We start from the raw sequence: 12,994 nt of genomic DNA, 5'->3' as shown, positions 1-12,994 counted from the left end.
CTATATTTCTTTAAACGGAATTTTATCTAATTTGATTTTTACTGGCTTAATTGCGGCAAAATAGTCTTCTTTTAAGTTATCTGCTATAGGCTCGGCCGCAGGAAGGTTTTGCCTGAAAGGATCAACCTGTTTCCCCCTAACCCAAAATCTGTAACAAACATGCGGGCCCGTTGCTAACCCAGTACTTCCCACATACCCAATTACATCTCCTTGCCTAACTCGTTGCCCAACTCTAACATTGCGTTTGGACATATGCAAATATTGCGTAGTATAGGTTTCATTATGTTTCACTTTTACATAATTTCCATTTCCGGAAGTATAACTGGAAGCGATTACCGTTCCATTCGCCGTACTCCAGATTGGGGTTCCGTGCGGAGCTGCATAATCTGTACCCTTGTGAGCTTTCCATCTCTTTTGAACAGGATGATACCTGTTTCCGGAATACCTGGATGAAATTCGGCTAAAATTTAAGGGTGCTTTTAAAAAGAAGCTTTCTAAGGGACGGGCTTCCTCATCATAGAAATCAGATCCTGACATTTCCGGGTCGGCCAAATAACTAAAGGCATAATAAGGCCTACCCTGATGTACAAAAACTGCACCTTCAATATTCTCTACGCCGGCGTATATAGTATCGTTTATATATCGTTCATTATATACCATTTTGAACTGATCACCTTTCTGAAGTTTCCAGAAGTCAATACTCCATTGATAGATACTGCTCAATTTATGAGAAAGCAACACACTTAATCCTTGATTCTGCATTGCTTCCGACAGATTGTTCACAATTACCCCAGAAACAGTTCTACGCTTTATACTTACAGGTTTCTGAGCTTTATATGCAGCAATATCATCGGCCACGTTCACTACAGTATAATCTATTTTATCATTTTCGTAAATGAAGAACTGAGGGGTTCTGGCGGAGTCTTTTGCCTTTAATATTACATAAGGTTTTCCCACAACCAAGCGGGTTGGATTAAAAGTTTCACTTACCTTTTGAGTAATATCAAATACTTTAGACCTGCTAACTCCCTGTCTATCTAATAGCTCTCCAAAACTATCTCCTGACTGAATGGTATCTCTAACAACTTCATAATTATTCAGAACGAATCCATATTCTTTTAAAATAGGAGCTTTTTCAACTTTTTTAACTTCAACTAGATCCTGATTTTTTTCGTCATTATTACAGGCAGCAAATGCCAGCGCAATGATTAGTAAGCAACTTAACTTTTTCAATTTCAAATTTTATTTTTCTGTATTAAACAAATGGGTGACCCATTCTTTACCCCAGTTATTAAACTCTTCTTCTGACCATAAATTTGGAAAAAAACTATTTTTCTGAAAACTTGGAGGTAAAAATTCCTTCCAGTTGGTGCCTCCTGTTGCAGCAATTGTTTTATTGTCCTTATTCAAATACCTATGTGCAGCCCCCATATGCATCAACAACCAATTCACATTTACATTAGTATCAAAACTACGCAACGCTTCTATTAGCGTTTTATTGTTCCTTTCTGATTCCGGAAGCTGAAGATATCTATGATAAAGCGTTCTCTCTTTTACACTATTGGCTATTCGCAAAAATCTTGGAGTATATCTTAATTCAAATTGCTTAAGAGTAAGAGTTTTTTCACCAGTAACCAGATCAATCCCCCCTTGTTTCCAGTAAATATTCTCATACAATTCTTCAATACTGTTATACTCACTAAAATTGTTTCTTTGCTTAAAAGGAACTAGATGTTGTAAAGGGGTTGCATTAATTTCAATCATTCTAAATTGAGCAGACTGAAATCCGCTGGCAGGAAGAAGCGCCATTCTAAATTGAAGGAACTGCTCTCTGTCCATCCCTTTTATCATTACATCGAAGGAATTAATAAGGATTCGAATATATCTGTTTAAGCGCTCGAGTTTTCCAACAAAGAATGCAGCAGTTAAATTTTCGGAATTAATAATTTGCTGTTGCTCATGAAGAATAAGCTTGAAATAAAGTTCGGTTATTTGATGGTATGTAAGAAAAATCTCTTCATCAGGGAAATGCGTTTTAGGATTTTGTAAACTCAAAAGAGTATCTAAACTTATATAATCCCAATAAGTTAAATACTTATCATACAGAAGACCATCTAAATAAGAGCCCATATCCTGCCCGGAATTTTTGAACTTTTCCTCTAATAATAAAATACGTTCAGCAATTTCAGGCTTTATTTCCATAGACTAATCCATTATTATTTTAAGCGGGTGCTTTAATCCCTTAAACTGTTCCAAATCGGCATCAAGAGATCCTACGGCAAGATCGGCAGTGATTTTTACCGGCATTTTGTTATGATCGTCACTAACCCAGAACGTAAGACTTTCCTGCTCCTTAAAAACTCTTCCCGCCATCACGTAAGGACGAAATTTTAAAGTCGCAATTTTACCAAATTTTGTGTTTAAAACCTCCCTTCCAAGGAACTTTAATTTAAAATCGTGATTTTCTTTATCGAAGAACATATTTAAATGAAACTCTGCCCCTTCCTGCAACTTCTTATTATTTAAATCGTTACGAACAAAATAGAACGCAGAAAGCATGTCATGCACCTCCTTTTCTGTAGTATAAGTGCGGTTTTCGTTATGTTTTTTGTCAAATACATAAGCCTTGCTTTGAGGATGGTCAAAATCTATTTGCAAGTCTTTTGTGTGTCCACCTTCATCTATCTGGCGCACAAACCTATACGGCAAACCACTATGCTTATCTATATAGGTTTCATAATTGTCGTCTACTTTAAAGAACAAATGCAATAAGCCAGTAGATTTCCCTTTTCCAACAACATGAAAGACTTTTTTATTATTTAGGTTGGTCTCATTCACGGCAATTGTGGCGAAGCTGGCATTGAAAGGGCCATAATGAATCCTGAATTTAAACCACTCGCCATGCTGAAAAGCTTTTTGAGAAAAAGAGCTTAGTGGTAATAAAAATATGAGCAGGTATAGAATTGCAAATCTGTTGTTCATAATAATAAGGATTTAACTAACACTTAGTAGGTTATATATTCTTGAATGAAAGAATTACAATTTCTATTCCAAATGTATTAAAACAAAAAACCCCATCAAATTAATGATGGGGTTTTTATCTTATTAACCAACTAAAACTTAAATTATGAAAAAAAATTAAACATTTTGGTAACCACTCCAAAAATGCGGTGCAAAAGTCCTAAGATTGAAGCTTATAAACAAGTCAATTTTTAACTTTAACTAAATATTTTCCATAATATTAAAAATTGATTAATTATTCGTGTGATTATTTATTAATTTAATAATTATTACAATGTTCCTCTCATTTCCTGCTCTCTCTCTATAGCTTCAAAAAGCGCTTTAAAGTTCCCTTTTCCAAAAGACTGAGCTCCTTTTCGCTGAATAATCTCAAAGAACATGGTAGGTCGGTCTAAAACTGGCTTCGTAAAAATCTGTAAAAGATACCCTTCATCATCTCTGTCAATTAAAACTCCCAATTCTTTTAGGGGTGCTAATTCTTCATCTATTTCTCCTACTCTTTCAAGAACGGTGTCATAATAAGTTTCCGGCACATATAAAAATTCAACCCCGCGATCTCTCAAGTTAGTTACCGTTTCAATAATATTATCAGTAGCAAGTGCTATATGCTGCACTCCAGCTCCATTATAGAAATCTATATACTCTTCAATTTGTGATTTTTTCTTACCTTCTGCAGGCTCGTTGATAGGAAACTTGATTCTACCATTTCCGTTGCTCATTACTTTGCTCATTAAAGCAGTGTAATCTGTAGAAATATCCTTATCATCAAAAGACACCATTTGAGCAAAGCCCATTACATTGGCGTAGAACTCACACCATTTATTCATTTCATTCCAACCTACATTCCCTACCATGTGATCTATATATTTAAGACCAACCGGTGCCGATTTGAATCTTGGCTCATATTTTCTGTATCCCGGCAAGAAAGGACCTGAATAATTTTTACGCTCTACAAATAAGTGTACCGTCTCGCCATAGGTATGAATTCCTGAAATAACTACGGTTCCGTGTTCATCTTCCATCACATAAGGTTCTTTATATGATTTTGCTCCGCGTTTGGTTGTTTCTTCATAACTCTTTCTTGCATCGTCTACCCAAAGCGCCACAACCTTTACACCATCGCCGTGCTTATTAATGTGTGCATTGATCTCTCCTTCCGGCTGCAAAGGTGATGTTAGCACCAATCGAATTTTATCTTGCTGAAGGACATAAGAAACACTGTCTTTTCTACCCGTTTCTAATCCTGAATATGCCACAGGCTGAAAACCCCAGGCTTGCTGATAGTAAAAGGCTGCCTGCTTGGCATTCCCTACATATAGTTCTACGAAATCTGTTCCTAGAAGGGGAAGAAAGTCTTCAGTTCCGGGAATTACTTTTTCTAAATTTAGAGATGTGTTATCTGTGCTCATTATTTCTTTTTTAAAATTTTATAATCAAGTTTCTGCCTCTACATGAATTAAAAGATCACCACATTGCCCTTGCACTTACCGAGGTATCCACCCTTTTATTCATTTCTAGTTTGTTATGGATTATAAAAAAATTCAACTAATTAAATAATTCAAAGATTAATTTTCAACACGCAACCTTAAACTTGGCATTAATGATCCAACCATGATTTATAATAGGACTCATCGGCAATTTTCATAGCCTCCTCGGTTAGCATTAAAGGTTTAAATGTGTCTACCATTACAGCAAGCTCTTCAGTCTCTGTCTGACCAATACTACGCTCTACAGCTCCCGGGTGTGGCCCGTGAGGAATTCCTGCAGGATGCAAGGAAATATGTCCTGCTTCAATGTCATTCCTACTCATAAAATCACCATCTACATAATAAAGCACCTCATCACTATCTATATTACTATGGCTGTATGGCGCAGGAATACTTTGTGGATGATAATCATATTTTCTAGGACAGAAACTGCAAACCACAAAAGCATCGGTCTCAAATGTTTGATGCACGGGTGGCGGTTGATGGATTCTACCAGTTATAGGTTCAAAATCGTGGATTGAAAAAGCATAAGGATAGTTATACCCGTCATATCCAACCACATCAAAAGGATGCGTCGCGTACACCATATCGAAAATCTCACCTTGCTTTTTTACTTTGATAAGGAAATCGCCTTTTTCATCATTCGTTTCTAACTCATATGGCTGCCTAAGGTCTCGCTCACAAAATGGAGAATGTTCCAACAACTGGCCAAACCAGTTTCTATATCTTTTAGGCGTATATATTGGTCTTCTAGACTCTACAATAAATAATCGGTTAACCTCATCGTCAAAATCCAGTTTATATATCGTTCCTCGGGGAATCAATAGATAATCGCCGTATTTAAAATCGAGATTTCCTAAATGAGTTCTCAGCTTTCCGCTTCCCTTGTGAATAAACAAAAGCTCGTCGGCATCGGTATTCTTATAAAAATAATCTGAGGTAGATTGTTGTGGAGCCGCTAAAGCAATATCCACATCACTATTGGTAAGCATCACTTTTCGACTTTCCAAATAATCTGGATGTGGGATTACCTGAAACCCACGAAGTCTGTATGATTTTATATTATTTCCTATGGCAACTTTTGGCTTTACACTATAACTATCTTTTATTTCTTTAACCTGTGTTGGCCTATGCTCATGATATAGATTGGAAGACATTCCATCAAACCCGATTGTTCCAAATAGCTGCTCATAATATAAACTTCCATCCGGTTTTTTAAAGATGGTATGGCGCTTATGGGGTATATTTCCTAATTTATGATAAAAAGGCATATTGTTAAGATTTTTATATTAAATACAGATAAAAAAATCAAATCCTCAATAAGACTGGAGTTTCTTAGTCTTCTATAACAAATATCGATAATTTTTACGGAAAAGCCCTTAAAGAAGAATTAAAAGTCGGCGCAGAAGTCATAATATCATTTATAAAATTCATTGTCAAAAAAGCCTATTTTATTTAAACTTGCTAGAACCAGAAACCAATACTAAAGAACCAGTTGCCTTTTTTATTTTCTGGAGAAAATGAATATTTTGCTTCCAGAGGCCCTAACAAGGTTTCGATACCATAACCCAACGCATAACCAGTATAATCTGGCGCTGTAAACCAGTCGCCGGTAGAAAACAATCTGTTACCAACATTAGCGAAATTAAAACTTCCGGTAATATGGTTTTTATGAAAGATCTCATAATCTAACTCTACCAAGCCTTTAATATAACTATCTCCTGAAATGCTTATATAATCGTACCCGTAAAATGGAACGAAATTATTAATGAAGTCATTTCCATAACCTCCAAGAGAGAAATTAAGAATGTTCGTACTCTCATTCCCAACTCTAAAGCCCACTTCTGAAGATATCTTAGTGGTAAATCTATTAAAAGGGCTCACTACATAGCCAACTGCCCCCTTTGCTATGGAAAATTCTGAAAAATTCTCATTATAATCTGAAGAAAACAGGTACAAATGAAAATCGCCATCAAAAAACAACCCTTTGGTTGGGAAGTATTTATTATCGAAGCTATCCAGTTTTAAATATCCAAATGCGCTATAGTAATGACTTTTATCAAAAACAGAAGATGGCCGTTCGTTCTCATCGAAATCTCCTAAAGTTTCCGAGGTTACTTTCAAATATTTTTGCTCCAATCCCATTCCAAAGGAAAATATCTGCTGAAAGAGCGTTTCTACATATACCTGATTGGTATAATCCTGATAGTCTACTTCTATTTTATTAATACCGCTCCCTTCTACACCAAGATTTTCATTTATAAAATCGAAAGGCACCCCTTTGGTAAAGGAATTATATCTGGATTTGACACCCACACTCCAGTAATAACCTTTATCTACATAATATTGAAAATTATACCTGAAATTGTCTCCCAAAATAATATCCAAAGAAGCTACGTCATTCGTGAAAATGCTACTCTTTTTCGTAAGATTGACTAAGGCACCACTCTTATAGACATCATCATAATGCAACGCCAGACGCAAAAAAGTCTTATTCTGGCTTTCCTCTAATTGCATTGCCAAAGTATAAGCGTTATTATTAGGGATCAAACTGTAATTTATCCTGTCGAAATTCCCGGTTGCAGCAAGTTGATTGATCCCTTTATTGAGATCCAGTTGAGAATAATTATAATTGTATTTCAATTTCAGCTTTCCCAAAATATAAGCTCTGGGATAGCTGTTATTGCCTTCAATAGTTAACGCATTAATGTTGATACTATCTATTAAAGGTATCTTCTTCACCTCTTCTTTCCTATTCTTTTGCTTTAAGGCTATTTCTTTGAACCTTTCTATTTTCAACTTTCCGGCTACCTCACCAGAGTCTATAATGGCCGACCCCTTTTCAAAAGAGAGCACGCTAAAACCTTTAATATTTGGTTTTATATAAATATCGGTTTGTTTGATCTTCTCCCTCATATCGCTAATCGTTCTAAAATTGCTGATTTGAGTTAAAATATCGAAAACACCTCTTAATTGTTTTCTATCCATTAAACTATCCTGCACATCCACCCCAATAATCAATTCTGCTCCCCGATCCCTGAGTTCCTTAACAGGGTAATTATTTGTCACCCCGCCATCGGTAAGTAATTTTCCTTCTATCTTAATAGGGCTAAATATAGATGGAATGGCTCCACTTGCAGAAACCGCCTTTGCCAGAGAGCCGTGATCAAGCACAACTTGTTCCCCTGTTTCAATATTAGAAGCAATACAAAAGAAAGGAATCGGTAATTTGCTGAAATCCCGCACATCTCCTAAATGCATCGTGAGTCTGGAAATGAGGTTATAAATGTTCTGACCTTTAGAAAGGCCTGAAGGAAAACCCACTTTAAAATTATCGAAAGGCAGTGTGAGAGCATATTTCTCGGTATCCTCCTTTTCATAAAAGGTCTTAGAACTCCGCGGAATATCATCTTGAATAAGAATGTTGAAATTGATCTCATGAAAAATAGAATCCAATTGGTGTGAGGTATAACCCGAAGCATAGAGCGCACCCACTATGGCTCCCATACTGCTCCCTCCAATATAATCTATCTTTATTCCCGACTCCTCAATAACCTTTAGAACCCCTATATGAGCAAGACCTTTTGCCCCACCCCCGCTTAGCACCAAGCCCACTTTCACATCTTCCTGCTGCTGGGAAATACCCAAAAATGGAAGAAGTAAAATGAGGATGAAGAGTATTTTTTTCATTTAATCTTTATGATAATGATTATAGATTATTGCGGCTTTTGATTTTCCTATCACCTGCTCCAAATCGGCCAAAGGCAATTCTTTTATTCTCTTTAAAGATCTAAAATTTGTAAGCAATTCTACTACTGTTTTGTCTCCTATTCCTGGAATAGATTCAAGTTCGGTATTCAAAGCGGTTTTACTTCGCTTATTTCGGTGAAAAGTAATCCCAAATCGGTGAGCTTCATTTCGTAATTGCTGAATGATCTTCAATGTTTCCGATTTCTTATCTAAATAGAGTGGGATGGAATCTCCCGGATAATAGATTTCTTCCAACCTTTTAGCAATCCCAATAATGGCAATTTTCCCTCTCAAACCTAATTCTTCTAAAGCTTTCACTCCAGAGGAAAGCTGCCCTTTACCACCATCCACAATTATTAGTTGTGGAAGTGGCTGGTCTTCATTCAATAATCTTCTATATCTTCTAAATACAACTTCTTCCATAGAGGCAAAGTCATCGGGACCTTCTACAGTTTTAATATTGAATTTTCTATAGTCTTTCTTGCTGGCTTTCCCATTCTTAAAAACCACACAAGCCGCCACAGGATTGGTTCCCTGGATATTAGAGTTGTCAAAACATTCTATATGTCTTGGTTCTACATTTAACCTAAGATCTTCCTTCATTTGAGCCATGATTCTCTTCACATGCCTGTCGGGATCTACAATTTTCATTTGCTTGAACTGCTCCTGCCTGTAATATCTCGCATTTCTAAGAGACAAGTCTACTATTCCTTTTTTGTCTCCCAATTTCGGAACGGTAATCTTCACATCTTCCCCCACATCTACTTTAAAAGGAACATATATTTCTTTGGAAGTGGAATTGAATCGCTGTCTAATTTCTACTATTCCAAGTTCCAGTAATTCTTTATCTGTTTCGTCAAGTTTTTTCTTCAATTCAATAGTATGCGACCTGATGATGGCTCCATGAGAAATTTGAAGAAAGTTTACATAACCATACCCCTCGTCACTCACAATAGAAAATACATCTACGTTAGATATTTTAGAGTTGATCACCGTAGATTTAGATTGATAATTCTCCAGCACATGTATCTTGTCTTTAATACGCTGTGCATCTTCATATTCCATCTTTTCGGCATGCCTTTTCATTTGCTCCCTGAACTGATGGAGAGAATCCTTAAAATTCCCCTTTACAATTTGCCTAATGGCATTAATGTTCTCATTGTATTCCTGTTCGCTTTGATAAGCTTCACAAGGACCTTTACAGTTCCCCAAATGATATTCCAGGCATACCTTATATTTCCCATGTTTTATCTTTTCTTCTGAAAGGTCATAATTACAGGTTCTTAATTGATACAAGCCTTTAATAAGATCTAACAGTGTGTTCACTGTTTTAAAATTGGTAAAGGGGCCGTAATATTCACTTCCATCTTTTATTAATCGACGAGTAGGAAAAACTCTTGGAAAACGTTCATTTTTAATGCATATCCAGGGATAAGTCTTATCATCCTTAAGCATTACATTAAAACGTGGCTGTAGCTTTTTAATAAGATTATTCTCGAGCAGCAACGCATCGGTTTCTGAAGCTACTACAATATGCTTGATATCGTGTATCTTCTTCACCATTACATCAATCCTGTGCGAATCATGCCGTTTGGTAAAATACGACGAAACACGTTTTTTTAAATTTTTTGCCTTCCCTACATAAAGTATCTTTCCATTTTTATCATAATACTGATAAACTCCGGGGCTGTTAGGCAAGGTTTGTAACTGTACTTTTAAAGCGGGTGTATCCATTACTTCAAAGATATTACATATTCTTGGTAGCATAAAAAAAGAACTGCAAGTAAAATTTACAGCAGCCATATTTTAAAAACAGGAAACCTTCTATATGTTAGGAATTTGTTATATTAATAGAGCACTAAAGCTTTACACTTCAATTTAGTAACTTGCGCCATGGAAAAAAAAGTAATTGGTCGCTTTGATAAAGCCGACTTTCCCTTATTAGATTTGGAAGATATTGCTATTAAAATTGATACTGGCGCATATACTTCTTCCATACACTGTAACAATATTATTGAAAAGGATGACGCGCTCCACTGTACATTTTTAGACGATGAACACCCATTGTACAACGGAAAAGAATTTATTTTCAAAGAGTATGATATTGTTTTTGTAAAGAGTAGTAACGGGATAATTCAAAAACGCTATCAGGTACAATCCACTATAAAAATTTTTAACAAGGTTTTCAAAATTTCACTTTCTTTGTCGGCTAGACAGGAGATGCGATATCCCGTTTTAATAGGACGGAAATTCCTTACCAAAAAGTTTATTGTAGACACCGAGTTTATAGACATCTCATATAATTTAAAATCAAATGAACATAAAAATTCTTTCTAGAAATAGCAACCTCTATTCTACCCAACGTCTTATTGAAGCTGCAAAAAAAAGAAATCATACGGTAGAGGTAATAGATCCGCTAAAATGTGATTTGATTATTGAAAAAAGAAAACCCTCCATTTTTTATAAAGGAAGAGTAATAGATGATGTAGATGCTGTAATTCCTAGAATTGGAGCTTCAGTGACCTTTTATGGTACTGCAGTGGTTCGACAATTCGAAATGATGGGAGTATTTACTACTACCGAGTCGCAGGCCTTAGTAAGAAGTAGAGATAAACTACGTAGCTTACAAGTGCTTTCCCGCGCCAGGTTAGGACTTCCAAAAACCGTTTTCACCAATTACTCTAAAGATGTTGGAGAAGTTATCAATCATGTTGGTGGCGCACCTTTAATTATTAAATTATTAGAAGGCACCCAAGGTCTTGGAGTTGTTCTGGCAGAAACCAAGAACGCAGCAGAATCTGTAATAGAAGCCTTTAATGGTTTGCAGGCACGGGTTATTGTTCAGGAATTCATCAAAGAAGCCGGGGGTGCAGATATTCGTGCTCTTATTGTAGATGGACATGTTGTTGGAGCCATGAAACGCCAGGGAAAAGAAGGAGAATTTCGTTCTAACCTTCATCGTGGAGGATCTGCCAGCGTGATAGAACTTACAGATGATGAGGAAATTGCCGCTATTAAAGCAGCAAAAGCCATGGGACTGGGAGTAGCAGGTGTTGATATGCTTCAAAGTTCAAGAGGCCCGCTAATTCTAGAAGTTAATTCCTCTCCGGGCTTGGAAGGAATAGAAATGGCAACTGGAAAAGATATTGCTAAGACCATCATACGATATATTGAGAGAAACGTATAGATCATGGCTCATATAGATAAGAAAAATGTTCTTGAGATATTAGGCAAAAAGATCCCTCCGGGAAAAGGAGCTGTTATCAATTTGAACATGGCCAAATTATATACTACTACTTCAGTAGAAGTTCCTGTTATTATAGAGCGTGCCGTGAAACCGGGGCCTGTAGTTCTAATTACGGCAGGAATACATGGCGATGAACTTAACGGAATTGAGATCGTACGCCAGATAATTTCTAAAAAGATTAATAAACCAGCGATAGGAACTGTTATTTGTATCCCTGTAGTAAATGTGTTCGGATTTCTTAACCTCTCCCGTGAATTTCCCGATGGAAGAGATCTTAACCGAATGTTTCCAGGAACTAAAAATGGGTCTCTGGCCAGTAGGTTTGCCTTTCAGTTCGTTAAGAAAATTTTGCCGGTAGCCGATTTCTGTATGGATTTTCATACCGGAGGCGCCAGCCGATTTAACGTGGCGCAGATAAGAATTCAAAAGGATGACGAAAAAGGGATGAAATATGCCAATATCTTCAATGCTCCTTTTACCATGTATTCTAAAACAATAGGCAAGTCTTATAGAGAAACCTGTTCCAAATTGGGTAAAACAGTTTTGTTGTTTGAAGGAGGAAAATCTTTAGACAGCAATAAGGAAATTGCCAAACATGGAGTTGATGGAATAATGAGAGTGTTGCATCATTTCGGGATGCTTAAGACAAGGTTTGATCGTCCTGAAGCTGTGGTAAACAGCATTATTATTGAAAGTAGCTCCTGGATGCGCGCAAAGTATAGTGGCTTGCTACATGTAAAAATAGCCTGTGGAAAACATGTTGAAAAAGGCGAGTACATGGCAACTATTACAGATCCTTATGGAAAGTTCAGGCATAAGGTGCTTGCCCCACGCACCGGATATATCATAAATGTAAATGAATCTCCCATAGTATATCAGGGAGATGCCATTTTTCATATCTCAGCTTCTCCCTCTTTAGATGAAGAATAAATTACGCCTTAAATATCAGGAATTACGAACTTCATTATCTTTAGAAGAGATCGAAGAAAAAAGTCTTGAAATAGCTAACAAGTTATTAGAACTACCTCTGTGGGAGCATGAATTCTACCATCTTTTTCTAACTATTTCTGAAAAAAAAGAGATCGACACAGAGCCTATACTTCATATACTCCACGGAAAGGATAAGAACATCGTAATATCCAAAAGTGATTTTTCCAATAATACGCTTACAAATTTTCTTCTTACAGATACCACCGTAATAAAAAAGAATAAATGGAATATCCCCGAACCTACAGGAGGAATAGAGATTCCTGCGTCCAAAATTGATGTAGTATTTGTTCCTTTACTGGCTTTCGATGAAAAAGGCCATCGCGTGGGATACGGCAAGGGCTTCTACGATAAATTTTTGGCTGAATGCAAGAAAGAGGTTATTAAAGTTGGAGTATCTCTTTTTGAGGCCGAAAAAGCAATCCCCGGCCTACTAAGTAGTGATATAGCCTTGGATTTTTGCATTACACCGAGAAAGGTGTATAGTTTTAACAAATAATGA

The 12,994-nt window shown here is 36.5% G+C and carries 11 protein-coding genes; 4 read left to right on the top strand and 7 right to left on the bottom strand.

Translation table 11 applies throughout. The annotated features are described in order from the left end of the window. The 7 genes from L1I30_RS03630 to uvrC all read right to left on the bottom strand — a co-directional run bounded on the left by L1I30_RS03630 (nt 1) and on the right by uvrC (nt 9,992). Complete coding sequence (locus L1I30_RS03630; protein ID WP_236132887.1) at nt 1–1,233, bottom strand: peptidoglycan DD-metalloendopeptidase family protein; 1,233 nt, start codon at nt 1,231–1,233, stop codon at nt 1–3. A gap of 9 nt (nt 1,234–1,242) precedes the next feature. After that, nucleotides 1,243–2,202, bottom strand: coding sequence for a tryptophan 2,3-dioxygenase family protein (locus L1I30_RS03625; RefSeq protein WP_236132886.1), 960 nt, complete (start codon nt 2,200–2,202; stop codon nt 1,243–1,245). A 3-nt stretch (nt 2,203–2,205) separates the two neighbouring features. Continuing rightward, on the bottom strand, nt 2,206–2,982 hold the full coding sequence (locus L1I30_RS03620) for a DUF3108 domain-containing protein (RefSeq protein ID WP_236132885.1): 777 nt from the start codon (nt 2,980–2,982) through the stop codon (nt 2,206–2,208). A gap of 308 nt (nt 2,983–3,290) precedes the next feature. Then, the gene (gene hppD / locus L1I30_RS03615) at nt 3,291–4,430 is read right to left on the bottom strand and encodes a 4-hydroxyphenylpyruvate dioxygenase (RefSeq protein ID WP_236132884.1); all 1,140 of its coding nucleotides are present in this window, start codon (nt 4,428–4,430) and stop codon (nt 3,291–3,293) included. 188 nt (nt 4,431–4,618) lie between these two features. Then, the gene (locus tag L1I30_RS03610; RefSeq protein ID WP_236132883.1) at nt 4,619–5,779 is read right to left on the bottom strand and encodes a homogentisate 1,2-dioxygenase; all 1,161 of its coding nucleotides are present in this window, start codon (nt 5,777–5,779) and stop codon (nt 4,619–4,621) included. Between the two features lie 193 nt (nt 5,780–5,972). After that, nucleotides 5,973–8,198: a patatin-like phospholipase family protein gene (locus L1I30_RS03605; RefSeq protein ID WP_236132882.1), complete on the bottom strand. Its 2,226-nt coding sequence runs from the start codon at nt 8,196–8,198 to the stop codon at nt 5,973–5,975. Continuing rightward, a complete protein-coding gene (uvrC, locus tag L1I30_RS03600) occupies nt 8,199–9,992 on the bottom strand; it encodes an excinuclease ABC subunit UvrC (protein ID WP_236133051.1) in 1,794 nt (597 codons plus the stop codon). 159 nt (nt 9,993–10,151) lie between these two features. Here uvrC and L1I30_RS03595 point away from each other — a divergent pair, with 159 nt between their 5' ends. Genes L1I30_RS03595 through L1I30_RS03580 form a run of 4 tightly spaced genes read left to right on the top strand, consistent with a single transcriptional unit; the run spans nt 10,152 to nt 12,991 of the window. Beyond that, entirely contained in the window at nt 10,152–10,595 is a 444-nt protein-coding gene (locus tag L1I30_RS03595) for an ATP-dependent zinc protease family protein (RefSeq protein WP_236132881.1), read from the top strand. Further along, complete coding sequence (gene rimK, locus L1I30_RS03590; protein WP_236132880.1) at nt 10,573–11,445, top strand: 30S ribosomal protein S6--L-glutamate ligase; 873 nt, start codon at nt 10,573–10,575, stop codon at nt 11,443–11,445. Before L1I30_RS03595 ends, rimK begins: the two co-directional genes overlap by 23 nt. A 3-nt stretch (nt 11,446–11,448) precedes the next feature. Beyond that, entirely contained in the window at nt 11,449–12,435 is a 987-nt protein-coding gene (locus L1I30_RS03585; protein ID WP_236132879.1) for a succinylglutamate desuccinylase/aspartoacylase family protein, read from the top strand. Next, a complete protein-coding gene (locus L1I30_RS03580) occupies nt 12,425–12,991 on the top strand; it encodes a 5-formyltetrahydrofolate cyclo-ligase (RefSeq protein WP_236132878.1) in 567 nt (188 codons plus the stop codon). Before L1I30_RS03585 ends, L1I30_RS03580 begins: the two co-directional genes overlap by 11 nt. Nucleotides 12,992–12,994: the final 3 nt, after the last annotated feature.

Source organism: Gillisia lutea (assembly GCF_021568705.1).
GTDB classification, from domain to species: Bacteria; Bacteroidota; Bacteroidia; order Flavobacteriales; family Flavobacteriaceae; genus Gillisia; species Gillisia lutea.
Note: the sequence above shows the minus strand (reverse complement) of the source record. Positions and strands in the feature narration are given on the sequence as shown.